The organism is Microbacterium sp. ARD31 (assembly GCF_031844425.1).
In genome coordinates, this window is record NZ_JAUZVE010000013.1 from 171,568 (window position 1) to 197,764 (window position 26,197).

A 26,197-nucleotide genomic window follows, 5' to 3' on the forward strand; every position below is an offset into this window, starting at 1 on the left:
GCCCGACGCCTTCCGGACGGCTGTTGCGGTGGTCGGCCGGCGCCGAGATCACTTGATCATTTGTGAGGACAACTCTTGGCCGCGCGCAGCTCCGCTGGTAACCACCGTCGCACCTCTTTCGCAAAGATCACCGAACCTCTCGAGGTTCCCGCCCTCATCTCGCTCCAGACCGACAGCTTCGACTGGCTGGTCGGCAACGAGCGCTGGGAGGAGACGGTGGCTGCCCGCAGGGCTGCCGGTGAGGACGTCTCCGAGAAGACCGGTCTGCAGGAGATCTTCGAGGAGATCTCCCCGATCGAGGACTTCTCCGAGACGATGATGCTCTCCTTCGACAACCCCGTCTTCCTGGACGAGAAGTACACCGAGGAGGAGTGCAAGGAGAAGGACTTCACCTACTCCCGCCCGCTCTACGTCTCGGCCGAGTTCATGAACCACGAGACCGGCGAGATCAAGGGCCAGACGGTCTTCATGGGCGACTTCCCCATGATGACCAAGAAGGGCACCTTCATCATCAACGGCACCGAGCGGGTCGTCGTGTCCCAGCTCGTCCGTTCGCCCGGCGTCTACTTCGAGTCGACGCCCGACAAGACCTCGGACAAGGACATCTTCACCGCCAAGCTCATCCCGAGCCGTGGCGCGTGGCTCGAGTTCGAGATCGACAAGCGCGACCAGGTGGGCGTGCGCATCGACCGCAAGCGCAAGCAGTCCGTCACCGTCTTCCTCAAGGCCCTGGGCTGGACCACGGACCAGATCCGTGAGGAGTTCGGCCAGTACGAGTCCATGATGCTGACGCTCGAGAAGGACAGCGTCCGCTACGAGGTCGTCTACGAGGAGCTGCAGAAGAAGGCCCGGGGCGAGGCCCCGACCGCCGAGCAGGTCAACGACGAGGTCACCCGCCTCGCGCTCCGCGACATCTACCGCAAGCTCCGTCCGGGCGAGCAGGTCGCCGCCGAGGCCGCCCGCGCGCTGCTGGACAACTTCTACTTCAACCCGAAGCGCTACGACCTCGCCAAGGTCGGCCGCTACAAGATCAACAAGAAGCTCGGCCTGCACGAGGCCTTCGACCAGCAGACGCTGACCATCGACGACGTCGTGGCCGCGATCCGCTACGTCGTGCAGCTGCACGCGGCCGGCACGCCGGTCGAGGCGCCCGACCTGGTCGACGCCGAGGGCAACGTCGTCGAGGGTCCGGACGGTGCCCCCGTCAAGGTCCAGGCCGACGACATCGACCACTTCGGCAACCGCCGCATGCGCACCGTGGGCGAGCTCATCCAGAACCAGCTCCGCACGGGCCTGGCCCGCATGGAGCGCGTGGTCCGCGAGCGGATGACGACCCAGGACGTCGAGGCCATCACGCCGCAGTCCCTGATCAACATCCGTCCCGTGGTCGCGGCGCTGAAGGAGTTCTTCGGCACCTCGCAGCTGAGCCAGTTCATGGACCAGACCAACCCGATCGCCGGCCTGACGCACAAGCGTCGCCTCTCGGCGCTCGGTCCCGGTGGTCTGTCCCGTGACCGCGCCGGCATGGAGGTCCGTGACGTCCACCCGTCGCACTACGGCCGCATGTGCCCGATCGAGACGCCGGAAGGCCCCAACATCGGCCTGATCGGCTCGCTCGCCTCCTACGGCCGGATCAACCCGTTCGGCTTCGTCGAGACGCCCTACCGCAAGGTCGTCGACGGCGTCGTCACCGACCAGATCGACTACCTCACCGCCGACGACGAGGACCGCTTCGTCATCGCGCAGGCCAACGCCCCCCTCGACTCGAACATGAAGTTCGTCGAGGACCGGGTCCTGGTCCGCCAGAAGAACGGCGAGGTCGACGCGATCCTGGCGGAGGAGGTCGACTACATGGACGTCTCCCCGCGCCAGATGGTGTCGGTCGCGACGGCCCTGATCCCCTTCCTCGAGCACGACGACGCCAACCGTGCGCTCATGGGCGCCAACATGCAGCGCCAGGCCGTGCCGCTGATCACCAGCGACAGCCCGCTGGTCGGCACCGGCATGGAGTACCGCGCCGCCGTCGACGCCGGTGACGTGGTCGTCGCCGACAACGCCGGTGTGGTCAAGGAGGTGTCCGCCGACGCCATCGAGACGATGAACGACGACGGCACCTACCAGACCTACAAGCTGGCCAAGTTCCGTCGCTCCAACCAGGGCACCTGCATCAACCAGCGCCCGCTGGTGAAGGCCGGTGACCGCCTCGAGGTCGGCACGCCGATCGCCGACGGTCCCTGCACCGACGACGCCGAGATGGCGCTGGGCACCAACCTGCTCGTCGCCTTCATGCCGTGGCAGGGCCACAACTACGAGGACGCGATCATCCTCAGCCAGCGCCTGGTGCAGGAGGACATCCTCACCTCGATCCACATCGAGGAGCACGAGGTCGACGCCCGCGACACCAAGCTCGGCCCCGAGGAGATCACCCGGGACATCCCGAACGTCTCCGAGGAGGGGCTGGCCGACCTCGACGAGCGCGGCATCATCCGCATCGGCGCCGAGGTCACCACCGGTGACATCCTCGTCGGCAAGGTCACGCCCAAGGGCGAGACCGAGCTGACCCCCGAGGAGCGCCTGCTCCGCGCGATCTTCGGCGAGAAGGCGCGCGAGGTGCGCGACACCTCGATGAAGGTCCCCCACGGTGAGTCCGGCACGGTCATCGGCGTCCGGGTCTTCGACCGCGAGGACGGCGACGACCTGCCCCCGGGCGTCAACCAGCTGGTCCGCGTCTACGTCGCCCAGAAGCGCAAGATCTCGGTCGGTGACAAGCTCGCCGGTCGTCACGGCAACAAGGGCGTCATCGCCAAGATCCTGCCCGTCGAGGACATGCCGTTCATGGAGGACGGCACGCCGGTCGACGTCGTGCTCAACCCGCTGGGTGTGCCGCGTCGTATGAACATCGGCCAGATCCTCGAGCTCCACCTGGGCTGGCTCGCCAAGCAGGGCTGGGACCTCAACCTGTCCGGCGAGAAGGGCGAGGCCGAGTGGAAGCAGCGCCTGATCGCCATCGGCGCCGACAAGGCCGACCCGGACACCAAGGTCGCGACCCCGGTCTTCGACGGTGCCCGCGAGGACGAGATCACCGGCCTGCTCGGCTCGACCCTGCCCAACCGTGACGGTGAGCGGATGGTCAAGGAGGACGGCAAGGCCAACCTCTTCGACGGTCGCTCGGGTGAGCCGTTCCCGGAGCCGGTGGCCGTGGGCTACATGTACATCCTGAAGCTCCACCACCTCGTCGACGACAAGATCCACGCCCGCTCGACCGGCCCCTACTCGATGATCACGCAGCAGCCGCTGGGCGGTAAGGCCCAGTTCGGTGGCCAGCGGTTCGGTGAGATGGAGGTCTGGGCGATGGAGGCCTACGGCGCCGCCTACGCCCTCCAGGAGCTGCTGACGATCAAGTCCGACGACGTGCCGGGCCGCGTGAAGGTCTACGAGGCGATCGTCAAGGGCGAGAACATCCCCGACTCGGGCATCCCCGAGTCGTTCAAGGTGCTCGTCAAGGAGATGCAGTCCCTCTGCCTCAACGTGGAGGTGCTGTCCCAGGACGGTTCGCAGATCGAGCTCAAGGACGCCGAGGAAGACGTCTTCCGTGCGGCCGAGGAGCTCGGCATCGACCTGTCCCGCCGCGAGCCCAGCTCCGTCGAAGAAGTCTGAGCGAGAGGTACGCCGGCCACTGGCCGGCGTACCCCGCCCAGTCCCCAGCTCTTCTTTTCCCCGTACTAACGAAGGACTCAGCCAACGTGCTCGACGTTAACTTCTTCGACCAGCTTCAGATCGGCCTGGCCACCGCGGACGACATCCGCACGTGGAGCCACGGCGAGGTCAAGAAGCCGGAGACCATCAACTACCGCACGCTCAAGCCCGAGCGTGACGGCCTCTTCTGCGAGAAGATCTTCGGTCCCACCCGGGACTGGGAGTGCTACTGCGGCAAGTACAAGCGCGTGCGCTTCAAGGGCATCATCTGCGAGCGCTGCGGCGTCGAGGTGACCCGTTCCAAGGTGCGCCGTGAGCGCATGGGCCACATCGAGCTCGCCGCTCCCGTGACCCACATCTGGTACTTCAAGGGCGTCCCGTCGCGCCTGGGCTACCTGCTCGACCTGGCGCCGAAGGACCTCGAGAAGGTCATCTACTTCGCCGCCTACATGATCACCTCGGTCGACGAGGACGCCCGTCACCGCGACATGGAGTCCCTCGAGAACAAGGTCGGCCTGGAGCGCGAGCGCCTCGAGAAGCGTCGCGACACCTCCGTGGAGGACCGCGCCAAGAAGCTCGAGGAGGACCTCGCCACCCTCGAGGCCGAGGGCGCCAAGGCCGACGCCAAGCGCAAGGTGCGCGACGGTGCCGACCGCGAGATGAACCAGCTCCGCGACCGTGCCAACCGCGAGATCGCGCGGCTGGAGGAGGTCTGGGACACGTTCAAGAACCTCAAGGTGCAGGACCTGCTCGGCGACGAGCTCCTCTACCGCGAGATGAAGACGTGGTTCGGCAAGTACTTCGAGGGCCACATGGGTGCCACGGCGATCCAGAGGCGCCTCCAGGACTTCGACATCGAGGCCGAGGTCGAGTCGCTGCGCGACACGATCGCCAACGGCAAGGGCCAGCGCAAGGTCCGCGCCCTCAAGCGCCTCAAGGTCGTCGACGCCTTCCGCAAGACCGGCAACCAGCCCATCGGCATGGTGCTCGACGCCGTCCCGGTGATCCCGCCGGACCTGCGTCCGATGGTCCAGCTCGACGGTGGCCGCTTCGCCACCTCCGACCTGAACGACCTCTACCGCCGCGTCATCAACCGCAACAACCGCCTCAAGCGACTCCTCGACCTCGGTGCCCCCGAGATCATCGTCAACAACGAGAAGCGGATGCTGCAGGAGGCCGTCGACAGCCTCTTCGACAACGGCCGTCGCGGCCGTCCCGTCACCGGTCCGGGCAACCGCCCGCTGAAGTCGCTCTCCGACATGCTCAAGGGCAAGCAGGGTCGCTTCCGCCAGAACCTGCTCGGCAAGCGCGTCGACTACTCCGGCCGCTCGGTCATCGTGTCCGGCCCGCAGCTCAAGCTGCACCAGTGCGGTCTGCCCAAGCAGATGGCGCTCGAGCTGTTCAAGCCGTTCGTGATGAAGCGCCTCGTCGACCTGTCGCACGCGCAGAACATCAAGTCCGCCAAGCGGATGGTCGAGCGCGCGCGCCCGGTCGTGTGGGACGTCCTCGAGGAGGTCATCACCGAGCACCCCGTGCTGCTCAACCGTGCGCCCACCCTGCACCGCCTCGGCATCCAGGCCTTCGAGCCGCAGCTGATCGAGGGCAAGGCCATCCAGATCCACCCGCTCGTGTGCGGCGCGTTCAACGCCGACTTCGACGGTGACCAGATGGCCGTCCACCTCCCGCTGTCCGCGGAGGCGCAGGCCGAGGCCCGCATCCTGATGCTCTCGACCAACAACATCCTCAAGCCGTCGGACGGTCGTCCGGTGACCATGCCCTCGCAGGACATGATCATCGGCCTGTTCTGGCTGACCGCCGACCGCGAGGGCGAGCCGGGCGAGGGTCGCGTGTTTTCCTCGCCGGCCGAGGCGATCATGGCCTTCGACCGCAAGGAGATCACCCTCCAGAGCCGGATCCGCATCCGCCTCGACGACGTCGTCCCGCCGCTCGACCTCGAGCTCGGTGCCGACTGGGAGGAGCGGACCGCGATCCAGCTCGACACGACGCTGGGCCGGGTGTACTTCAACGACACGCTCCCCGCGGACTACCCGTTCGTCAACGAGGAGGTCGGCAAGAAGCGCCTCGGCGCGATCGTCAACGACCTCGCCGAGCGCTACACCAAGGTGCAGGTCGCCGCGTCGCTCGACGCCCTCAAGGACGCCGGCTTCCACTGGGCCACCCGCTCGGGTGTGACCGTCTCGATCGACGACGTCACCACGCCCGACAGCAAGGCCGAGATCCTGGCCCGCTACGAGGCGCAGGCGGAGAAGGTCCAGAAGAACTACGAGCGCGGCGTGATGACCGACGACGAGCGTCGTCAGGAGCTCATCGAGCTGTGGACCCAGGCGGCGGCCGAGGTCGGTCGTGCGATGGAGACCAACTTCGACCGCACGAACCCGATCTACATGATGGTCGACTCGGGTGCCTCCGGAAACATGAACCAGATCCGGCAGGTCGCGGCCATGCGTGGTCTGGTGGCCAACCCGAAGGGCGAGATCATCCCGCGCCCGATCAAGGCCAACTTCCGCGAGGGCCTCTCGGTGCTCGAGTACTTCATCTCGACCCACGGTGCCCGCAAGGGTCTGGCCGACACTGCGCTCCGCACCGCCGACTCGGGTTACCTGACCCGTCGTCTGGTGGACGTCTCGCAGGACGTCATCATCCGTGAGGACGACTGCGGCACCGAGCGTGGCCTGCCCAAGCGGATCGACGACGAGCACGTGGAGACCTCGGCCTACGCCCGCGCCTCCGCCGTCGAGATCACCCACCCGGAGACGGGTGAGGTGCTGGCTGCTGCCGGCGAGGACCTGGGCGACGTCAAGATCGGTGAGCTCGTGGCCGCCGGCGTCACCGAGGTGAAGGTCCGCTCGGTCCTGACCTGCGACGCCCGCACCGGCACCTGCGCCAAGTGCTACGGCCGCTCGCTGGCCACCGGCAAGCTGGTCGACATCGGTGAGGCGGTCGGCATCATCGCCGCCCAGTCCATCGGTGAGCCCGGCACGCAGCTGACCATGCGTACCTTCCACACCGGTGGTGTGGCCTCCGCGGACGACATCACGCAGGGTCTGCCCCGCGTGGTGGAGCTCTTCGAGGCCCGCTCGCCCAAGGGCCGGACCCCGATCTCGGAGTCCGCCGGTCGGGTGAAGATCGAGGAGACCGACAAGGCCCGCGTCGTCGTGGTCACCCCCGACGACGGTGGCGAGCCGCAGGAGATCCCGGTCTCCAAGCGCTCGCGCCTCAACGTCGAGGACGGCCAGCACATCGAGGTGGGTCACCACATCACCTCCGGTACCCCCGACCCGCAGGACGTCCTGCGCATCCTGGGTGTCCGCAAGGCGCAGGAGCACCTGGTGGACGAGGTCCAGGAGGTCTACCGGTCCCAGGGCGTGTCGATCCACGACAAGCACATCGAGATCATCGTGCGGCAGATGCTGCGCCGCGTGACGGTCATCGAGTCCGGTGACACCAACCTGCTCCCGTCCGACCTGGTCGACCGGGTGCGGTTCGAGGAGGAGAACCGTCGCGTGGTCTCCGAGGGCGGCAAGCCGGCCTCGGGTCGCCCGGTCCTCATGGGCATCACCAAGGCCTCGCTCGCGACCGAGTCGTGGCTCTCGGCGGCCTCCTTCCAGGAGACCACCCGGGTGCTCACCGACGCCGCGATCAACGGCCGCTCCGACAGCCTGCGTGGCCTGAAGGAGAACGTGATCATCGGAAAGCTCATCCCGGCCGGCACCGGCCTCGAGCGCTACCGCAACATCCGGGTGGAGCCCACCGAGGAGGCGCGCGCCGCGGCCTACTCGGTCACCGGCTACGACGCCTACGACTACGACTTCGGTCCGTCGTCGCAGGCCGTCGCGCTCGACGACTTCGACTTCGGTTCCTACCAGAACTGAGCGTCGTCACCCGAGCCCCGGTCCCCTTCGTGGGTGCCGGGGCTCGGCCCATTTCGGCAGATGTCGACCCGCCTGAGAGAATTCGCACGTGCAGATCCCCACCTCGGCCGACGTGCTCGTCGTCGGTGCCGGCCCGGCCGGCTCCGCCGCGGCCGCGTGGGCAGCCCGCGCCGGCCTCGACGTCGTGCTGGCGGACGCCGCCACCTTCCCCCGCGACAAGACCTGCGGCGACGGCCTGACGCCGCGCGCGATCGGGGAGATGCAGAAACTCGGCCTCGAGGACTGGCTGCGCGCCCACACCGTCAACCAGGGCCTGCGCGCGCACGGCTTCGGCCAGACCCTCCTGCTGCCCTGGCCGGGCGGCTCCCTCCCCGACTGGGGGTCCGCGGTGGCCCGCACCGAGCTCGACGACCACCTGCGCACGGTGGCGATCAAGAGCGGTGCCCTCGCCATCGACGGCGCCCGCGCGGTCGGCGTACGTCGTGAGGGGGAGCGGGTCGCCGCCGTCGGATTTCGAGGCTCGCAAGCTCGCACGTCGGTCACCGACCGAGGAGGCGAGGGCACCTACGAGATCGCCTGCCGCTGGCTCGTCGTCGCGGACGGCGTCCGCTCCCCGCTGGGCAAGCTGCTCGGTCGTGAGTGGCACCGCGACACGGTGTACGCCGTGGCCGGGCGCTCCTACGTCGACTCCGAGATGAGCGACGACCCGTGGATCAGCTCCCACCTCGAGCTGCGCGACGAGGGCGGCGAGATCGTCCCCGGGTACGGCTGGATCTTCCCGCTGGGCAACGGGTCGGTGAACCTCGGCGCCGGCACGCTCGCGACCAGCCGGCGTCCGACCGACGTGGCCATCAAGCCGCTGATGCAGACCTACGCCGACGCGATCGGAGCGGACTTCGGCATCTCCGGCGAGCTGCGGATGCCGACCTCGGCCCTGCTGCCGATGGGTGGCGCGGTCAGCAACGTGGCCGGCCCCAACTGGGCGCTCATCGGTGACGCCGCGGCGTGCGTGAACCCGCTCAACGGCGAGGGCATCGACTACGGCCTCGAGACGGGGCGGCTCGTCGCGGAGCACATCGCCGGCGGGGCCGGCCTCGGCGAGGCCTGGCGCCGCACCCTGGTGGAGCACTACGGCGAGGCGTTCTCCATCGCGCGCCGGCTCGCCGGCATCGCCACCCAGCCCAAGGTCGTCGCGGCGCTCGGCCCGGCCGGGATGCGCTCGGACTGGCTGATGACCCTCGCGCTGCGCTGGATGGGCAACCTCGTCGACGACGCCGACCGCGACCGTGCCGCCCGCGTGTGGCGCTGGGCCGGGCGCCGCTCGATCGCCCGGGACGCGCGCCCGCCGTTCGCCTGATGGCCGGCGATCGCACCTACCGCGTCGCGATCGGCCTCGGACGGGCCGGCATGCGCGCGCTCGACCTGAGGCTCACCGGCCACGACGTCCACCACGTGCCCACGACCGGGCCGGTGCTGCTCGCCGCCACCCACGTGTCGTACCCCGACTTCGTGTTCGTGCAGGAGGCCGCGCGCCCGTCGGGGCGCTACGTCCGCTTCATGACCCGCCACGACGTGTGGCAGGTGCGCGGCCTGGCGCGGCCGATGCGCGCCATGCGCCACATCCCGGTGGACCGGCAGGCCCCGGCGGGGGCGTACGTCATGGCGCGCGGGCTGCTGCGCGCCGGCGAGGCGGTCTGCGCGTTCCCGGAGGCCGGGATCTCCTACTCCTACACCGTGCGCTCGCTCATGCGCGGAGTCGCGAGCCTCGCCCGCGAGACCGGTGCGCCGGTGGTGCCGGTCGCGGTCTGGGGCGCCCAGCGCGTCTACTCGGTCGGGGTGCCCGACGCCCGGGGCCGTGAGCCGCGGCCGAGCTTCCGGCGCGGGCGCCGGGTCGACGTGTCGTTCGGGCCGGCGCTCACCGTCGACCCCGGCGACGACCTCACCGAGTGGACGTGCCACCTCGGGTCGGTGCTCACCGCGCAGCTCGAGGCGCTGCAGCGCCTGGACCACCACCAGCCGCGGTCGGGCGAGCACGCGCCGTGGCACCCCGCGCACCTCGGCGGCCACGCCCCGACCCGCAGCGAGGCGGCGCACCTCGACGTGGTGCCGCGGTCGGCGATCAGGCCGACGTGGGGGCCGGGCTGACCTTCCGGCGCTTCTCGACCCAGCCCAGCGGGTTGGTGAAGGGCTCCAGCACCCTGCGCACGGGCGGGCTCGCCAGCAGCATGGTCAGGCCGATGGCCGCGACCACCGTGACGACCAGGCCGGCGACCGGGTAGGCGGCGGTGACGTCGGGCCAGCCCGCGAGCTTGGCGGTCTTGATGACGAAGCCGTGGAACAGGTAGACGACCATGGTCGCCGTCCCCATCGTGGTGAACCACCCCAGCGAGCGCCGCGGCACGAGCGACATCGCGGCGAAGGCGCCGAGCAGGCCGACCATCATCACCGTGAGCCGGGTCTGCCAGATGATCTCGTTGTCGATCGGCAGGCTGTTGTAGCCGGTGTCGTACCAGAGCAGCGCCGTCTCGGCCCACTCGTCGGTGTAGAGCGCCATGACGCCGATGCCGACCAGCGCCGGCACGGCCGTCAGGCGCACCCACACGTCGTCGAGGTGCTTGAGGTGGCGCGGCTTGAGGTGCAGGCCCAGCACGAAGAACGGCAGCAGGCCGAGGAAGCGCGGGATCATCAGCGCGTCGGTGTCCCACAGGCCGCCGGCCAGGCTGACGACCACCGACAGCGGCAGGAAGAGCCAGTGCCGTTTGAGGATCGGCGTGATCAGGCGCCACATCAGGAGCACGATGAGGTACCACATCGTCCAGTGCGGCTCGATCCACAGCGGGTACTCGACGCCCTCGCCGACGACGTCGCGCCGGTAGTAGAACAGCGCCGGCTCGAAGATGAGGTAGGGGATCGCGAGCGTGTAGACCAGGCTCTTCATCCGGCGCCGGTCCCACTCGAACGACTTCGAGAGGTAGCCGCTCACGAAGACGAAGGCCGGGATGTGCCACAGGTAGATGAAGTCGTAGACCCAGTGGCTGCCGTCGGTGGCCTCGACGAGCCCGATCGCGTGGCCGACCACGACGAGGGTGACCAGCACCATCTTGACATTGTCGAGCCAAGGATCTCGGGACGCGGGGGACACGGCGCTCACCGTACTTCACTAGGTTGGACGCATGGGATCCCTGCCGAGGCGCCTCCGCGTGGGGGCGTACGCCGTCATCCTCCGCGAGCGCGGCGGGCTCGTCGAGATCCTCCTGAGCCGTCTCGCGCCGCGCATCTCGCGCTCCGAGCTGTGGACGCTGCCGGGCGGCGGGGTGGACCACGGTGAGGACCCCCGGGACGCCCTGATCCGCGAGGTCCACGAGGAGACCGGCCTCGCCGCGACCATCGGTGACCGGGCCCGCGTCTACAGCGCCCACATGCCGCGGGCGCCCCGCGACGGCCAGCTCGTCGACGCCCACGCCATCCGGATCGTCTACGACGGCTGGGTCGCCCCCGACGCGCCCGAGCCCCGGGTCCTGGAGGTCGACGGCTCCACCATGGAGGCGGCCTGGAAGCCCCTCGCCGATGTCGCGTCGGGTGCCGTGCCGGTGTCCGCGCTCGTCGGCGAGGCGCTCGTGGACCACCAGCCGTTCCGCCTCCAGCGGGTCGCGGCCTACGCCCTCGTCCTCCGACGGCACGGCGAGGCCGAGCAGGTGCTGCTCACCCGCCTGTCGGCACGCGCCGCGCACCCGGGTCGGTGGACGCTGCCGGGCGGCGGCATCGACCACGGGGAGCGGCCCGCACGCGCGCTGGCGCGCGAGGTGGAGGAGGAGTGCGGGCTCGCCTGCGAGGTGGACGAGCTGCTCGACGTCCACGACGCCCACTTCTCCGGCACCGCGCCCTCCGGGCGCATCGAGGACTTCCACGGCGTCCACCTGCTCTACCGCGCAAGGGTCGCCGACGGCGAGCCACGGGTCGTCGAGGAGGACGGCACCACCGACGCCGTCGCGTGGGTGGACGTGGCCGACGTGGTCGGCGGCACCGTGCCGGTGCTCGACCTGGTCCATCACGCCCTCGGAAGGGGATCGGAGTGAGTGAGAGCGTCTTCACCTACGCCGCACCCGGCCTGAAGTTCGGTCGGGGCGCCAGCGAGGAGATCGGCTGGGACGTCCAGCAGCTCTGCGGCGCGGCCCCCGGCGGCCGGGCGCGGCGGGTCCTGCTCGTCACCGACCCCGGGGTCGCCGCCACCGGCCACCCCGACCGCGTCGCCGGCGCGATGAGGACGCGCGGGCTCGACGTCACGGTCTACGCCGGTGCGCGGGTCGAGCCGACCGACGCCTCGCTGCTGGAGGCGGTCGCGCACGCGCGCGAGGCCGGGCCCTTCGACGCGATCGTCGCCGTCGGCGGCGGCTCGGCGATCGACACGGCCAAGGCCGTCGACCTGCTGCTCACCAACGACGGCGAGCTGATGGACTACGTCAACGCGCCCGTCGGCGGCGGCCGGGCCCCGGAGCGCCCGTTGCTGCCGCTCGTCGCGGTGCCGACGACGACCGGCACCGGTGCCGAGTCGACCACGATCTGCGTCCTCGACGTGCTCGCCCTCAAGGTGAAGACCGGCATCTCCCACGCGCGGCTGCGTCCCACCCTGGCCGTCGTCGACCCCGACCTGACGATGACGCAGCCGGCGATGGTCACCGCCTCGTGCGGGATGGACATCCTCTGCCACGCCCTCGAGAGCTGGACCGCCCGGTGGTTCGGCGACTTCGCCGCCAAGCAGCCCGAGCAGCGGGTGCCCTACTGCGGTGCGAACCCGATCGCCGACATGTGGGCCGAGAAGTCGCTCTCCCTCCTCGCCGGCGCGTTCCGTCGTGCCGTGCAGGACGGGTCCGACCGCGAGGCACGCGAGCAGATGGCCCTGGCCGCGACGTTCGCGGGTCTCGGCTTCGGCAACGCGGGCGTCCACGTGCCGCACGCCTGCGCCTACCCGATCGCCGGTCGCGTGCGCGACTACCGGCCGGAGGGCTATCCCGCCGACGAGCCGATCGTCCCGCACGGCATGGCCGTGGTGATGACCGCACCGGCCGCGTTCGACCTCACCTTCCCCGCCTCCCCCGAGCGCCACCGACGCGCGGCCGAGCTGCTCGGCGGTGCCGGCGAGCAGCTCCCCGACGTGCTGCGCGGCCTGATGCACGACGTCGGCCTGCCCAGCGGCCTGGCCGAGCTCGGCTACGGTGCCGCCGACGTGGACGACCTGGTCGAGGGCGCCCTCAAGCAGCAGCGGCTCCTCGCCACCGCCCCCATCGAGGTGACCGCCGAGGACCTCGCCACGGTCTTCCGACGCTCCCTCGAGCACTGGTGAGCCGGTGCCGTGGGATCGGTTGTCGCGGTGGCGGTCACTAGGATGAGGACATGAACCCGCGCCACCGCCGACTCGTGATCCCGGTGGCGCTGGGGGCCCTGATCCTCATCGTCGTCCTCGCCGCAGTCCTGTGAGCGTCGTCCCCGCTCCGGCCGACGAGTGGGCGCGCGTCCGGGAGGCCGTCCTCGATGCCGACCACCTCGTCCGCGCGCTGGCCACCGGGCGTCGCAAGGGCCAGCCGGCGCCGACCGTCGACGGGCGCGAGGTCCGGCGCGTGGAGGTCCGCGTCGTCGACCTGAAGGCAGGTCGCCACCTGCAGGTGACGACGTACGACGCCACCCAGGCGCACACCGCCAACCACCCGGTCGGTGCCGGAGCCGAGGCGGCGGTCGACGCGTTGCTGGCCCAGCCGTTCGCCAACTGGCACGTCGACACCAGCGCCGAGACGCTCCAGGTGCGGGTGACCAAGAAGGGCGTCCCGATGCTGCACGCGTCCGCCCGGGCGGGAGGGGCCGAGCCCTCGCGCGAGCACGACCGGGCCAAGGACCGGCTGCTGCCCGAGGACCACCCCGTGCTGAGGGCGCTGGGCATCAGCGACGCGCAGGGGCGGGTCAAGCCCAGCCGGCAGGCGAAGTACCGCCAGGTCGAGGAGTTCGTCCGGCTGCTCGACGCGAGCCTCACGGAGGCCATCGACCAGGGGCACGTCCGCACGCCCACCGCCGACGACCCGCTGCGCATCGTCGACCTCGGGTGCGGCAACGCCTACCTCACCTTCGCGGCCCACGCCTACCTCAGCGACCGGATGCCGGTGCGGATGACCGGCGTCGACGTCAAGCAGCAGTCGGCCGACCACAACTCGGCCGTCGCCGCCGAGCTGGGGATCGACGCGGACTTCGTCGTCGGCTCGATCACCGACGCCTCGCTCGACAGCCGGCCGGACGTGGTGCTGGCGCTGCACGCCTGCGACACGGCGACCGACGACGCGCTGGCGCGGGGGATCGAGTGGGAGGCGGCGCTGGTGCTGGCGGCGCCGTGCTGCCACCACGACATCGCGGCCCAGCTGCGCACCGCCCCGAGCCCCGAGCCGTACGCCATGCTGACCCGGCACGGCATCCTGCGAGAGCGCTTCGCCGACACCCTCACCGACGCGCTGCGCGCCACGCTGCTGCGCCGCGAGGGCTACCGCGTCGACGTCGTGGAGTTCGTCGAGAGCGCCCACACCCCGCGCAACACCCTCCTGCGTGCGGTCCGCACGCCCGGCGGTGCCGCCGGCCGGGAGGGCGCGGCCCGCGAGTACGACGAGCTGCTGGCCGCGTGGGGAGTGCGCCCGAGGCTCGGCGAGCTGCTGTGAGGCGGGTCGCCGTCGGTGTCGTGGTGGCGCTGCCGTTCCTGCTCGGTGCGGCGGCCGGCGACGAGCCGGCCGGGAACCGCCCCGCGTTCCGCTTCGCGGACCCCGAGATCGTCGAGTCGAGCGGGCTGACGGTGGCCGGTGGGCTCGTCGTCACGACCAACGACTCCGGCGACAGCGGTCGCGTCTTCGTCGTCGACCCGGCCAGCGGCGCGACGCTCGGCGTGACCTCGTGGGAGCAGGACCCGACCGACGTCGAGGCGCTCGCCCCGGCGGGGCCTGGCCACGTCTGGGTCGCGGACACCGGCGACAACCGCCAGGTGCGCGACTCCGTCGAGGTGCTCCGGGTCCCGGTCGGCCGGGACGACGTCACCGTCACGCCGGCCGCCTTCGAGCTCGTCTACCCCGACGGACCGCGCGACGCCGAGGCGCTGGTGAGCCATCCCGTCACCGGCCGGCTCCACGTCATCACCAAGGGTGTCTTCGGCGGCACGGTGTACGCCGCCCCCGCGCGCCTCGACCCGCGCGGTCCCAACCGCCTGGAGGCGGTCGCCGACGCACCGGGCATCGTCACCGACGCGACGTTCCTGCCGGGCGGGGGAGGAGTGGTCATGCGCACGTACTCGCGCGCCCACCTCGTCGCGTACCCGTCCTGGGAGGGCCTGGCCTCGTGGGACCTGCCGCCGCAGGACCAGGGCGAGGGCGTCGCGGTCTCCGGGCGCGACCTGCTCGTCAGCACCGAAGGCGCCCGCTCGCAGGTGCTGGCCGTGCCGCTGCCCGCGGAGGCCGGCGCCACCGACCTCCGCTCGCCGGCCTGGACCGCCCTGCGCTGGCTGGCGACCGCGCGTGGGCTCCCGTTGACCGCCGGTTGAGGTGCGAGCGGAGCGAGCCTCGAGACCCTAGGCGAGGGCCGCGTCGAGCGCGGCCTGCACGTGGAGGGTGGTGCACGGGAAGACGGGCAGCTCGACGTCGGCCTGCTTGACCAGGAGCTCGAGCTCGGTGCAGCCGAGGAGGACGCCGCCGGCGCCGGCGTCCCAGAGCTCCTCGATGATCGAGACCACCCGGCTGCGCGTGCGGGGCAGCACGACGCCGTGGACGAGCTCCTCGTAGATCGCGTCGTTGAGGACGTCGTGGTGGCGCTCGTCGGGGACGATCACCGACAGGCCGTGGCCGGCGAGCCGGTCGACGAAGAAGGACTCCGACATCGCCACCTTGGTGCCGATCAGGCCGACGGTCTCCACCCCGGACGCCTTCACGGCGGCGGCCACCACGTCGGCGAGGTGGAGCACCGGGATGTCCACGGCCTCCTCGACCTGGTCGGCGACCTTGTGGAAGGTCGTCGTGCAGAGGAGGAGGAAGTCGGCACCGGCCCGCTCGACGCCGCGGGCCGCGTCGGCCAGCAGGGTGCCGACCTGGTCCCAGCGCTCCTCGTCCTCGAGGTGGGTCACCTCGGCGAAGTCGACCGTGGTCAGGGCGAGCTTCGGCGAGGACAGGCCACCCAGGCGCTCCCGCATCCCGAGGTTGAGGTCGCGGTAGTAGGCCGCGCTGCTCTCCCAGCTCATGCCGCCGACGAGTCCGATGGTCTTCACGCGCGGCAGTCTCCCACGGATACGCCCGCACCCCTCACCGTCTCGCCTGCTGCGCAACGGCGAACGGCGACGGGTGAGGGCGTCAGGCCCGGTGCACCTTGTGTGCCGCTGCTTGGGCGCGGGGCTTGATGACGAGCTCGTCGATGTCCACGTGGGAGGGCCGGGTGGCGACCCAGGCGATGGCGTCGGCGACGTCCTCGGCGACCAGCGGCTGGTCGACCCCGGCGTACACCGCGTCGGCCTTCTCCTGGTCGCCGCCGAAGCGCACCAGCGAGAACTCGTCGGTGCGGACCATCCCGGGGGCCACCTCGGTGATCCGGATCGGCTCGCCGTTGAGCTCGAGGCGGAGCGTCTCGGTCACCACCTTCACGCCGTGCTTGGCGGCGGTGTAGCCCGCGCCGCCCTCGTAGGCCCAGCGACCGGCCGTCGACCCGACGTTGACGATCACGCCGTCGCCGCTGGCCCGCAGCGAGGGCAGCAGCGCCTTGGTCACGCGCACCAGCCCGAGCACGTTGACGTCGTACATCCAGCGCCACGCGTCGACGTCGGCCGCGTCGACGCGGTCGGTGCCGATGGCGCCGCCGGCGTTGTTGACCAGCACGTGGCACACCGGGACGGCCGCGGCCAGCGCCGCCACCGAGTCGTCGTCGGTGATGTCGCAGGTGATCGCCTCGCCGCCGATCTCGGTGGCGAGCTCCTCGATGCGCTCCGTGCGCCGGGCCGCGCACACCACGCGGAACCCCTGGGCGGCGAGCGCGCGGGCGGTGGCCGCGCCGATGCCGCTCGAGGCGCCGGTGACGACGGCGGTGCGGGGCCGGGTGCTGTCCTGTGTCATGCCGGACATCCTGCCAAGATCCGCTCCTGACAGGATGCGGGGGTGATCATCGCGGCGGCCGACGGTTCGGCACTCGGCAACCCCGGCCCGGCCGGATGGGCGTGGTACGTCGACGACTCCTGCTGGGCGTCCGGCGGCTGGAAGCACGGCACGAACAACATGGGCGAGCTGATGGCCGTCCTGGACCTGCTCCAGCAGACCGCGCACCTCGACGAGGAGCTGCACGTCTACTGCGACAGCAAGTACGTCATCGACTCGGTGACGAAGTGGATGCCGGGCTGGAAGCGCAAGGGCTGGAAGAAGAGCGACGGCAAGCCGGTGCTCAACGTCGAGCTGATGAAGGCGATCGACGCGGCGATGGAGGGTCGGCGCGACCGCGTCCACTTCGAGTGGGTCAAGGGCCACGCCGGCCACGAGCTCAACGAGGCCGCCGACCGGCGCGCGAACGCCGCCGCGTCGGCGTACCAGCGCGGCGTCGAGCCGGACCCCGGACCGGGCTTCACCGGCAGCAGCACCGCCCACCCGGCCGCCACCGTGGGCCAGGTCGAGCCGGAGCCCGACCTCTTCAGCGACCTCGCGGGCGACCTGGGCGTGCCGACCCCCACCGACGAGGAGCGCGTCGTCGCGCTCGAGCGCTCGCTGCTGAGCGACGAGGTCCGCTCGGACCGCGCAGCAGTCGCCGCGCTGCTGCACCCCGACTGGCAGGAGATCGGCCGCTCGGGCCGGCTCTGGACCCGCGACGACATCCTGGCCGAGATCGGGCCGATCGCGCCGGTCGAGCTCGAGGTCGTCTCCACCGACCGGCTGGGCCCCGACACGATCCTGCTGCTGTGGCGTACGTCGACCCCCGAGCGGTCCACGCTGCGGAGCACCCTCTGGCTGCGCAGCGGCGGCCAGTGGCAGGCGCGGTTCCACCAGGGCACCGACGAGCCGTGAGGTGGGCGGGCTCGCGCCCGCGTGGCACACTCGTCCGATGCCCCCCGCAAAGCTCGCTGCATCGGCTGCACTTCTCGGCGGTGTGCTGTGGATCCTCCATGCCCTCCTCGGTGGGGGCAGTGACCCGCTGCCCAGCACCCTCCACTTCGTCGGCCTCGCCGCCATCCTGCTCGCCGCCGCCGTCTTCGGCAGCACGCTCGTCAAGAGCGACGCCGTGGCGATGCGGGTGTTCGTCGCCTTCGCCTCGGGCCTGCTGGTCCTGTCGATGATCGAGGCCTTCCGCCCGGCGGACACCGCCTGGTACGACGGCTTCTGGGGCGTCGTCGCCGCGCTCCTCGGCGGCATCGCGCTGCTGCGCCAGCGCGGCCGCACCCCCGGGCGACCGGCGGCCGGCGCGCACGCGCGCTGACGCACGTCACACGCCCGCCCGGGAATCCCCGGGTCGTGCGCGCCGTTGTGCTCGAGGTGCCCCTTTCTGGGTACTCCCTGCAGCAGACCGAAGGAGACGCGCGTGGGCGAGCGGGTGGCGATGATCAGCCTGCACACCTCGCCCCTGGACCAGCCCGGGACGGGCGACGCCGGGGGCATGAACGTCTACGTCATCGAGCTCTCCCGTCGCCTCGCCGCCCAGGGCATCGCCGTGGACGTCTTCACCCGCGCCACGTCCTCCCAGCTCCCGCAGGTCGTGGAGGCCGCCGACGGCGTCCTCGTGCGCCACGTCGCCGCCGGGCCCTTCGAGGGCCTCACCAAGGGTGAGCTGCCCGGACAGCTGTGCACCTTCGCGCGCGAGGTGCTGCGCACGGAGGCGATGCAGCCGCTGGGCCACTACGACGCGGTGCACTCCCACTACTGGCTCTCCGGCCAGGTCGGCGCCCTCGCCCGCGACCGCTGGAACGTCCCCCTCGTGCACTCGATGCACACCATGGCGAAGGTGAAGAACCAGGCGCTGGCCGAGGGCGACACCCCCGAGCCCGTCTCGCGCGTGATCGGCGAGGAGCAGGTGGTCGAGGCCGCCGACCTCCTGGTCGCCAACACCGACACCGAGGCCCGCCAGCTCATCGACCTCTACGACGCCAGTCCCGACGCGGTCGAGGTGATCCACCCCGGCGTCGACCTCTCGGTGTTCCGCCCCCGCGACCGGCGCGAGGCGCGACGCGAGCTCGACCTGCCCGAGGACGCCGTCGTGCTGCTGTTCGCCGGCCGCATCCAGCCGCTCAAGGCTCCCGACGTGCTGCTGCGTGCGGTGGGTCTGCTGCTCGAGGAGGACCCCTCGCTCCGCAGCCGCCTCGTGGTCCCCGTCGTGGGCGGACCGTCCGGCTCCGGGCTCGAGCACCCCACTTCGCTGGCCGACCTGGCCGCCGACCTCGACATCGCCGACGTCGTGCGCTTCGTGCCACCGGTGACCCAGGCCGAGCTCGCCGTGTGGGCCGCGGCCGCCACCGCGGTCGCCGTACCGTCGTACAACGAGTCGTTCGGCCTGGTCGCCGTGGAGGCGCAGGCCAGCGGCACGCCGGTCGTCGCCGCCGCCGTCGGGGGCCTGACCACCGTCGTGCGCGACGGCGTCAGCGGCCTGCTGGTGGACACCCACGAGCCCCGTGACTGGGCCGCCAGCCTGCGGCGCCTGGTCGACGACCCCCGGCTCGTCGAGCGGCTCGGTGCCGGAGCCATCGCGCACGCCCAGGAGTTCTCGTGGGAGCGGACCGCGGAGCGGACGCTGGAGGCCTACGCGCGGGCCGGTGGCCGGATGCGGTCCGAGCTTGCCTCATGATGGCCGCATGAGCGCGGTCGAGGTCCTGCGGGCCTACCTGGTCGACAACGGGATCGAGCACGAGGAGATCGGCGCGACCTCGTTCTCCCTGACCCTGCCGGGGGAGAAGAAGCTCCAGACCCCGGTGCGCCTCGACGTCGGGCCGCACGCGCTCGGCGTCCACGCCTTCGTGTGCCGCAACCCCGACGAGAACCACGCCCGGGTCCACCGGTGGCTGCTCGAGCGCAACCTCAAGATGTACGCCGTCTCCTTCGCGGTCGACCGCCACGGCGACATCTACCTCGAGGCGCGGCTGCCGTTGAGCGCGGTCGAGCCCGACGAGCTCGACCGCGTCCTCGGCTCCGTGCTCGCGAACGCCGACGAGTCCTTCAACGCCATCCTCGAGCTCGGCTTCGCGACCTCGATCCGCAAGGAGTGGGACTGGCGCATCTCCCGCGGTGAGTCGACGCGCAACCTCGAGGCGTTCCGCGGCTGGCTAGAGGCCGGAAGCGACCCCGGGGCGACGGCCTAGGAGCCCGCCCGGGCGCTCGTGCGCGGCTTGCGGCGGGTCATCAGCACCCCGACGATCGCGAGGGCGCCGCCCACGAAGGTCAGCGACGGGGGCACCTCGTCGATGGTCAGCCACGCGACCAGGGTCGCGATGAGCGGCACCAGGAACGTCGTCAGCGACAGCGCTCCCGCGTCGGTGTGGGTCAGGGCGTAGGCCCAGGTGGTGAACGCGACCGCGGTCGGGAAGACGCCGAGGTAGACGATCCACCACAGCTCCGCGCCGCCGTCGGCCACGATCGCGGGCAGGTCGCCGGAGAAGGGCAGGCAGGTCACCGCGCCCATCAGGAACGACACCAGCACGACCTGCACCGACGGGATCCGGCGCAGCAGCACCTTCTGGGTCAGCACCCCGACCGCGTACATGGCCGCGGCGACGAGGACCAGCAGCACGCCGAGGAGGCTCGCGTCGGCAGAGGTGGAGGAGCCGCGTGCGATCACCGCGACCCCGGCGAAGCCGACGACCATCCCGCCGAAGAGCCACGCGTGCAGCCGCTCACCGAACAGCGGCACCGCGAGCAGCGCCACGATCACGGGGCCGATCTGGATGATCATCGCCGCGGTCCCGGCGTCCACGTGCCGTTCGCCGGCGTTGAGGGCCAGGTTGTAGATGCCGAACCAGCCGATGCCGCCGACCGCCAGGAGCACCCACTCCCGCGGCGTCGGTCGCACCCAGCCGCGGCGCAGGACCAGCGGCAGGACGACCAGGGCGGCCACGAGCAGGCGACCGGACCCGAGGGCGCCCGGGCTGACGTCGTGGGCGACGTGGCGGATCACCACGAACGCCGAGGCCCACATCACCAGCGTCACCGCACCGGCCGCGACGGGCAACCAGGGCGCCGGTGCCGTGGGTCCGGTGGTGGTCGGGGGTGTCGTCTGGCTGGCGGTGGTCACGGGTCAAGGCTACGAACGGTCATGACGCGCGGCCAGCGCTTTTCGGACGTCGTACGACGACATCCCGCCGCGTCACCGTCGTCAGAAGTCGTAGATCTCGACACGCCATGACCGCTTCGTGCCTCAGCGGCTGGTCAGAGGTCCAACTTGTAGCCCAGCCCGCGGACGGTGACGAGGTACTTCGGCTCGCCGGGGTCCGGCTCCAGCTTGGCGCGCAGCCGCTTCACGTGGACGTCGAGGGTCTTGGTGTCGCCGACGTAGTCGGACCCCCAGACGCGGTCGATGAGCTGGCCGCGGGTCAGCACCCGGCCGGGGTTGCGGAGGAACATCTCGAGCAGCTCGAACTCCTTGAGGGGCAGGCGCTGCTCGGTGCCGTCGACGGTGACGACGTGGCGCTCGACGTCCATGCGCACCGGGCCGGCCTCCAGGGTGTCGGGCATCAGGTCGGGCTCCTGGCCGCGGCGCAGGACCGCGCGGATCCGGGCGACCAGCTCCCGGGGGGAGTAGGGCTTGGTGACGTAGTCGTCGGCGCCGAGCTCGAGGCCGACGACCTTGTCGACCTCGTCGTCCTTCGCACTGACCATGATCACCGGCGTGGACGACGACTGCCGGATCTGGCGGCACACCTCGGTGCCCGGCACGCCGGGCAGCATCAGGTCGAGCAGCACGATGTCGGGGCCGAACCGGTCGAACTCGGTGAGGGCGGTGTTGCCGTCGGCCGCGATGGCCACCTCGTAGCCCTCCTTGCGGAGCATGTAGGCGAGGGCGTCGCTGTAGCTCTCTTCGTCCTCGACGACGAGTACCCGGGTCATCGGCTGATCTCCTGCTGGTCTCTGCTGGTGGGTTCGGGGGTCCGCGGCTCGGCCTTCGGGGGCACGACGACCTCGACGGGGGTCGTGGTGCGGCCGGCGCCGGGCTGGGGGTTGCGGGGGAGGGTGAGGGTGAAGGTCGAGCCCTGGCCCTGCACCGACCACACGGAGATGTCGCCCCCGTGCGTCGCGGCCACGTGCTTGACGATCGCCAGGCCGAGGCCGGTCCCGCCCGTGGAGCGGTGCCGGGCCGGGTCGACGCGGTAGAAGCGCTCGAAGATCCGGTCGATGTCCTCGGCCGGGATGCCGATGCCCTGGTCGACGACCGAGATCTGCACCTGCTCGCCCTCGGAGCGGGTGGTCACCACCACCCGGGAGCCCTGGTTGGAGTAGGCCACCGCGTTGGCGACCAGGTTGCTGACGGCCGCGCCGATCTGCTCCTGGGAGCCGAAGACCTCGAGGCCGTGCTCGCCGCGGGACTCGACGGTGATGTCCTTGGCCGCGGCCTCCATGGCGCTGGTGTCGACCGCGGTGGCGACCGCGGCGTCGAGGTCGACCATCACCGGGGTCTCGAGCGGGTCGTGCCCCTGCAGGCGGGAGAGCTCGATGATCTGCTGCACGAGGCGGGAGAGCCGGTCGCTCTCGGTGAGCATCCGGTTCGCGAAGCGCTGGACGGCCTCGGGGTCGTCGGCTGCGTCGGTGACGGCCTCGGCGAGCAGCCGGATCGCCCCGACGGGCGTCTTGAGCTCGTGGCTGACGTTGGCCACGAAGTCGCGTCGCACGGCCTCCACCCGCCGCTCGCGGGTCTGGTCCTCGACGAGGGCCAGCACCAGGCGCGCGCCGAGGGGCGCCACCCGCGCGGTCAGGGTGCGCACGGTGCTGCCGTCCGGGGCGGGCAGGTCGAGCTCGCTCTCCCGGATCTGGCCGTCGCGCCGCACCTGGGCGATGAGGTCGAGCAGCTCCGGCACCAGGACCTCGTTGCCGCGCACCAGGCCGAAGGCGTACGCCGGCGCCGACGCCTTGAGGACGTGGTCGGACGCGTCGACGACCACCGCGCTGGAGCGCAGGATGCTGAGGACGGCCGCGACGCCCGCCTGCACGACGGGCTCCTCGACCGCGGGCATGGTGTGCCGCTGGCGGTCGCTGATGTGCCACGCGAGCACGGCACCTCCGGCCACGACGGCCCCGATGATCGCGGCCAACCCGGCCTGCATCGTCGGATCCACGCTCACATCGTACGCATCGCGCCCCCGCGCCCACCGCCGATGGACGCCCGGCCCCGAGTGTTCACGCGCCGTTCATCGGGTACGCACATCTGTTCGCTTCGGCTGCCTACAGTGCCGGCATGCGTGAGGCTTTCCATGACCAGCTCGACGGCATCTTCGCCGACCTGTCCGAGATCTGCGGCCAGGTCGAGATCGCCGTACGAGAGGCCACCAAGGCGCTGATGACCGGCGACGTGCACACCGCGGACCAGGTGATCAGCGACGACAAGGCGATCGACGCGGCGCGGGAGCGGGTGGATGACACGTCCTTCGCCCTGCTGTCGCTGCAGCAGCCCGTGGCGGGCGACCTGCGGATGATCGTGTCGGCGCTGCGCATGGTCAGCGAGCTCGAGCGGATGGGTGACCTGTCGGTCCACGTCGCGAAGATCGCCCGCCTGCGGGTGCCCGCGGTCGCCGTGCCCGACGAGCTGCGCCCGACGATGGAGCAGATGGCCGACACGGCCGAGGACATGGTGCGCCGGGTGCGCAGCATCATCGTGGACCGCGACGTCGAGGCCGCCATCGAGCTCGGTCGCGACGACGAGGTCATGGACCAGCTCCGGCGCCGCAGCTTCACCGAGCTGCTCTCGACCGACTGGCAGCACGGCGTGGAGGCGGCGGTCGACGTCGCGCTGCTCGGCCGCTACTACGAGCGCATCGCCGACCACGCGGTGTCGGTCGCCAACCGGGTGGTGTTCGTGGTCACCGGCGAGGTGCCGCAGCGCGACTGAGCCCACGCGCCGACCGACTCCGTCGGTCAGCGCTGGTCAGCGACCTTGGTTCGCCACGGCGGCCGCCGCCTCGGCGGCGGCCTCGGGGTCGAGGTACTCGCCACCGGCGACGGTGGGCGCGAGCGACTCGTCGAGGCGGTAGACCAGCGGCATGCCGGTCGGGATGTTGAGGGCGGCGATGTCCTCGTCGGAGATCTGGTCGAGGTGCTTGACCAGTGCGCGGAGGCTGTTGCCGTGGGCGGCGACGAGCACCGTCCGGCCCGAGCGGAGGTCGGGCACGATCTCGGCTTCCCAGTAGGGCAGGAAGCGGGCGATGACGTCCTTGAGGCACTCGGTGCGCGGCATCTCGTCACCGAGGTCGGCATAGCGCGGGTCGCCCGCCTGGGAGTACTCGTCGGAGTCGTCCAGCGGCGGGGGAGGCGTGTCGAAGGACCGCCGCCAGAGCATGAACTGCTCCTCGCCGTACTCCTCGAGGGTCTGCTTCTTGTCCTTGCCCTGGAGGGCGCCGTAGTGGCGCTCGTTGAGGCGCCAGGACCGCTTGACCGGGATCCAGTGGCGGTCGGCGGCGTCGAGGGCCAGGGCCGCGGTGTTGATGGCGCGCCGCTGCAGGGACGTGTGGACCACGTCGGGCAGCACGCCGGACTCGCGGATCAGCTGGCCCCCGCGGACCGCCTCGCGCTCACCCTTCTCGGTGAGCGCGACGTCGACCCATCCGGTGAACAGGTTCTTGGCGTTCCACTCGCTCTCGCCGTGGCGGAGCAGGACCAGCGTGTAGGTCATGACGCGTCCATGCCTTCCCAGTAGCCGAAGTCGTCGGCCACCACGGGGACCTCCATGGTGACCCGCTCGCCGTTGCCGAAGTCGAGCGCCAGCGGCACGAAGTCGCCGGCGGTGAAGTCGCCGGTCACCACGACGTCGGCGGCGGGGTCGGCCAGGTTGACCAGGCCGCCGGCCGGGATCGTGATCGGGTCGAACTCGGCGGCCTCGATCGAGGCGCCCTCGTCGCCGGAGATGCCGGTGAAGGTCTGCTCGGCGTCGGCGTCGTTGTTGGACAGCGAGGCCACGAAGGTGCCCGAGCCCTCCGACGCCGACACGACCACGGCGGAGAGCACGTCGACGTCGCCCTCGCGGTTGTTGGCACCGCCGGCGGGCGTGTAGTCACGGTCGGTCGCGTAGTCGAATCCGCACGAGGACAGCGGCACGGCGAGCGCGAGGAGGGCCGCGGCGGTCGCGAGAGGTCGAAGCTGCATGGCCCACAGCCTAGCGTCGGCTCAGGTCAGCCCGACGCTCCGCCCTGCGATCAGGATGCCGACCACCACGAGGGCCGTGAACACCCCCGCCGCGACCAGCAGGCGAGGGGTGCCGATGCGCAGCGCGAGCAGCAGCGGGAGTGAGCGCTCGCCGGCCTCGTGGTCGTGCACGAGCCCCGGCAGGGCGACCAGCAGGTGCACGCCGAGCCCCAGGGCGGCGGCGAGGGCGACCATCGCCGTCGTGGGCGGGGTCGACGTGCCGACGCCGCCCCATCCGCCGTACGCCAGGAAGGCCGGGTAGAGGGAGAAGCTCGCCATCCACGGCAAGAACGACAGGGGTCGGGCGTGGAGGAAGCGGTCGCCCACCGCGGACACCACGAGCAGGGAGAGGTACGCCAGCCCGGCGCTGCGGCCGTGGGCGACCGCGAGGGGCACGACGAGCAGCACCGCACAGGTGAGCGCGAACCACACGGTGCCCGGGTCGAGACGCCCGGTGCCGAGCGGCTTGCCGGGCCGCTCGCGCTGGTCGCGGTCGCGGTCGGCCAGGTCGTCGGCCCAGCCGAGCACCGACTGCCCGACGAGCACCGTCGCGGCGACCAGGCCGACCTCACGCAGGGGGCGACCGGCGACGGCCGCCGCCGCGGCCAGGGCGGCCGCGGTGGCGAGTGCCTGGCGCGGGTGCGCGGCGCGGAGGAGGAGCAGCGCAGGGGGCGTCGGCATGGGCCGCAGTATGTCCCACGGGGTGCCTCCCGACCCGGGTCGCACCACAGCAACGTGCCATCTGTCAAGCCCGGATGTGGCCTCTGACCTGCGCAAACGCCGCGGGAGCCGATTCGAACCCGTGTTAGAATGGACACCTAGGAAGGGGAACTGAACATATGACTTTCACCGTCGGCGAAACGGTCGTCTATCCCAATCACGGGGCCGCAGTCATCGAGGACATCGAGATGCGGAAGATCAAGGGAGAGGACCGCCAGTACCTCGTCCTCAGGATTGTCGCTCAGCAGGACCTGGTCGTTCGCGTCCCGGCCTGCAACCTCGACCTCGTCGGCGTCCGTGACGTCGTCGACAAGGAGGGCCTCGACCGCGTCTTCGACGTGCTGCGCGCGGCCCACGTCGAGGAGCCGACCAACTGGTCGCGCCGCTACAAGGCCAACCTGGAGAAGCTGCACTCCGGTGACGTCATGAAGGTCTCCGAGGTCGTGCGCGACCTGTGGCGCCGCGAGCGCGACCGGGGCCTGTCGGCGGGCGAGAAGCGGATGCTGGCCAAGGCGCGCCAGATCCTGGTCTCCGAGC

Annotated in this window: 23 protein-coding genes; 14 read left to right on the forward strand and 9 right to left on the reverse strand. The window is 71.3% G+C overall.

Going from position 1 to position 26,197, the window contains the following annotated elements:
* Nucleotides 1-75 precede the first annotated feature (75 nt).
* From Q9S36_RS26265 to Q9S36_RS26280, 4 genes are all read left to right on the forward strand, one after another.
* On the forward strand, nucleotides 76-3,657 hold the full coding sequence (locus tag Q9S36_RS26265) for a DNA-directed RNA polymerase subunit beta (RefSeq protein WP_311287780.1): 3,582 nt from the start codon (nucleotides 76-78) through the stop codon (nucleotides 3,655-3,657).
* A gap of 86 nt (nucleotides 3,658-3,743) precedes the next feature.
* Nucleotides 3,744-7,589 (forward strand): DNA-directed RNA polymerase subunit beta', encoded by a 3,846-nt coding sequence (locus Q9S36_RS26270; RefSeq protein WP_311287781.1) that lies wholly within the window; start codon nucleotides 3,744-3,746, stop codon nucleotides 7,587-7,589.
* Between the two features lie 88 nt (nucleotides 7,590-7,677).
* Complete coding sequence (locus tag Q9S36_RS26275) at nucleotides 7,678-8,946, forward strand: geranylgeranyl reductase family protein (RefSeq protein ID WP_311287782.1); 1,269 nt, start codon at nucleotides 7,678-7,680, stop codon at nucleotides 8,944-8,946.
* A complete protein-coding gene (locus Q9S36_RS26280) occupies nucleotides 8,946-9,734 on the forward strand; it encodes a lysophospholipid acyltransferase family protein (RefSeq protein WP_311287783.1) in 789 nt (262 codons plus the stop codon). The genes Q9S36_RS26275 and Q9S36_RS26280 overlap by 1 nt, the downstream gene beginning before the upstream one ends.
* Here the strand turns inward: Q9S36_RS26280 and Q9S36_RS26285 are convergent.
* Entirely contained in the window at nucleotides 9,709-10,740 is a 1,032-nt protein-coding gene (locus Q9S36_RS26285; protein ID WP_311287784.1) for an acyltransferase family protein, read from the reverse strand. The two genes, Q9S36_RS26280 and Q9S36_RS26285, sit on opposite strands and share 26 nt — an antisense overlap.
* A 22-nt stretch (nucleotides 10,741-10,762) precedes the next feature.
* On the opposite strand from Q9S36_RS26285, the gene Q9S36_RS26290 reads away from it, so the two are divergent.
* The 4 genes from Q9S36_RS26290 (at nucleotide 10,763) to Q9S36_RS26305 (ending at nucleotide 15,150) form a co-directional block, all read left to right on the forward strand.
* Nucleotides 10,763-11,665, forward strand: a complete 903-nt coding sequence (locus tag Q9S36_RS26290) for an NUDIX domain-containing protein (protein WP_311287785.1) — start codon at nucleotides 10,763-10,765, stop codon at nucleotides 11,663-11,665.
* Complete coding sequence (locus tag Q9S36_RS26295) at nucleotides 11,662-12,930, forward strand: hydroxyacid-oxoacid transhydrogenase (RefSeq protein WP_311287786.1); 1,269 nt, start codon at nucleotides 11,662-11,664, stop codon at nucleotides 12,928-12,930. Before Q9S36_RS26290 ends, Q9S36_RS26295 begins: the two co-directional genes overlap by 4 nt.
* A gap of 130 nt (nucleotides 12,931-13,060) precedes the next feature.
* The gene (locus Q9S36_RS26300) at nucleotides 13,061-14,281 is read left to right on the forward strand and encodes an SAM-dependent methyltransferase (RefSeq protein WP_311287787.1); all 1,221 of its coding nucleotides are present in this window, start codon (nucleotides 13,061-13,063) and stop codon (nucleotides 14,279-14,281) included.
* A complete protein-coding gene (locus Q9S36_RS26305; protein WP_311287788.1) occupies nucleotides 14,278-15,150 on the forward strand; it encodes a hypothetical protein in 873 nt (290 codons plus the stop codon). Before Q9S36_RS26300 ends, Q9S36_RS26305 begins: the two co-directional genes overlap by 4 nt.
* Nucleotides 15,151-15,177: 27 nt before the next feature.
* Here Q9S36_RS26305 and Q9S36_RS26310 read toward each other — a convergent pair whose 3' ends face one another.
* Together Q9S36_RS26310 and Q9S36_RS26315 are read right to left on the reverse strand one after the other, a co-directional pair.
* Nucleotides 15,178-15,867, reverse strand: a complete 690-nt coding sequence (locus Q9S36_RS26310) for an amino acid racemase (protein WP_311287789.1) — start codon at nucleotides 15,865-15,867, stop codon at nucleotides 15,178-15,180.
* An 82-nt stretch (nucleotides 15,868-15,949) separates the two neighbouring features.
* Nucleotides 15,950-16,702, reverse strand: coding sequence for an SDR family NAD(P)-dependent oxidoreductase (locus Q9S36_RS26315; protein ID WP_311287790.1), 753 nt, complete (start codon nucleotides 16,700-16,702; stop codon nucleotides 15,950-15,952).
* Nucleotides 16,703-16,744: 42 nt separating this feature from the next.
* Here Q9S36_RS26315 and Q9S36_RS26320 point away from each other — a divergent pair, with 42 nt between their 5' ends.
* The 4 genes from Q9S36_RS26320 (at nucleotide 16,745) to Q9S36_RS26335 (ending at nucleotide 19,917) form a co-directional block, all read left to right on the forward strand.
* A complete protein-coding gene (locus Q9S36_RS26320) occupies nucleotides 16,745-17,638 on the forward strand; it encodes a ribonuclease HI family protein (protein ID WP_311287791.1) in 894 nt (297 codons plus the stop codon).
* Between the two features lie 37 nt (nucleotides 17,639-17,675).
* Nucleotides 17,676-18,047: a hypothetical protein gene (locus Q9S36_RS26325; protein WP_311287792.1), complete on the forward strand. Its 372-nt coding sequence runs from the start codon at nucleotides 17,676-17,678 to the stop codon at nucleotides 18,045-18,047.
* Between the two features lie 102 nt (nucleotides 18,048-18,149).
* Complete coding sequence (mshA, locus tag Q9S36_RS26330; protein WP_311287793.1) at nucleotides 18,150-19,406, forward strand: D-inositol-3-phosphate glycosyltransferase; 1,257 nt, start codon at nucleotides 18,150-18,152, stop codon at nucleotides 19,404-19,406.
* A 7-nt stretch (nucleotides 19,407-19,413) separates the two neighbouring features.
* Complete coding sequence (locus tag Q9S36_RS26335) at nucleotides 19,414-19,917, forward strand: YbjN domain-containing protein (protein ID WP_311287794.1); 504 nt, start codon at nucleotides 19,414-19,416, stop codon at nucleotides 19,915-19,917.
* On the opposite strand, the gene Q9S36_RS26340 is transcribed toward Q9S36_RS26335, so the two are convergent.
* The 3 genes from Q9S36_RS26340 to Q9S36_RS26350 all read right to left on the reverse strand — a co-directional run bounded on the left by Q9S36_RS26340 (nucleotide 19,914) and on the right by Q9S36_RS26350 (nucleotide 22,881).
* A complete protein-coding gene (locus Q9S36_RS26340; RefSeq protein WP_311287795.1) occupies nucleotides 19,914-20,846 on the reverse strand; it encodes a DMT family transporter in 933 nt (310 codons plus the stop codon). The genes Q9S36_RS26335 and Q9S36_RS26340 overlap by 4 nt on opposite strands.
* 134 nt (nucleotides 20,847-20,980) lie before the next feature.
* A complete protein-coding gene (locus tag Q9S36_RS26345; protein WP_311287797.1) occupies nucleotides 20,981-21,658 on the reverse strand; it encodes a response regulator transcription factor in 678 nt (225 codons plus the stop codon).
* The gene (locus Q9S36_RS26350) at nucleotides 21,655-22,881 is read right to left on the reverse strand and encodes an ATP-binding protein (protein WP_311287798.1); all 1,227 of its coding nucleotides are present in this window, start codon (nucleotides 22,879-22,881) and stop codon (nucleotides 21,655-21,657) included. Before Q9S36_RS26350 ends, Q9S36_RS26345 begins: the two co-directional genes overlap by 4 nt.
* A gap of 119 nt (nucleotides 22,882-23,000) precedes the next feature.
* On the opposite strand from Q9S36_RS26350, the gene phoU reads away from it, so the two are divergent.
* The gene (phoU, locus tag Q9S36_RS26355; protein WP_311287799.1) at nucleotides 23,001-23,651 is read left to right on the forward strand and encodes a phosphate signaling complex protein PhoU; all 651 of its coding nucleotides are present in this window, start codon (nucleotides 23,001-23,003) and stop codon (nucleotides 23,649-23,651) included.
* A 36-nt stretch (nucleotides 23,652-23,687) separates the two neighbouring features.
* Here the strand turns inward: phoU and Q9S36_RS26360 are convergent, their stop codons facing one another.
* From Q9S36_RS26360 to Q9S36_RS26370, 3 genes are read right to left on the reverse strand one after another with little or no spacing between them, the layout of a single operon-like run.
* Complete coding sequence (locus Q9S36_RS26360) at nucleotides 23,688-24,431, reverse strand: phosphoglyceromutase (RefSeq protein ID WP_311287800.1); 744 nt, start codon at nucleotides 24,429-24,431, stop codon at nucleotides 23,688-23,690.
* Nucleotides 24,428-24,901, reverse strand: a complete 474-nt coding sequence (locus Q9S36_RS26365) for a hypothetical protein (protein WP_311287801.1) — start codon at nucleotides 24,899-24,901, stop codon at nucleotides 24,428-24,430. Before Q9S36_RS26365 ends, Q9S36_RS26360 begins: the two co-directional genes overlap by 4 nt.
* A gap of 21 nt (nucleotides 24,902-24,922) precedes the next feature.
* Nucleotides 24,923-25,621, reverse strand: coding sequence for a UbiA family prenyltransferase (locus tag Q9S36_RS26370; protein WP_311287802.1), 699 nt, complete (start codon nucleotides 25,619-25,621; stop codon nucleotides 24,923-24,925).
* A 158-nt stretch (nucleotides 25,622-25,779) separates the two neighbouring features.
* Between Q9S36_RS26370 and Q9S36_RS26375 the strand changes: the two genes are divergently transcribed.
* Nucleotides 25,780-26,197, forward strand: a 418-nt coding sequence (locus Q9S36_RS26375) for a CarD family transcriptional regulator (RefSeq protein WP_311287803.1), incomplete at its 3' end; no start/stop codon positions are given.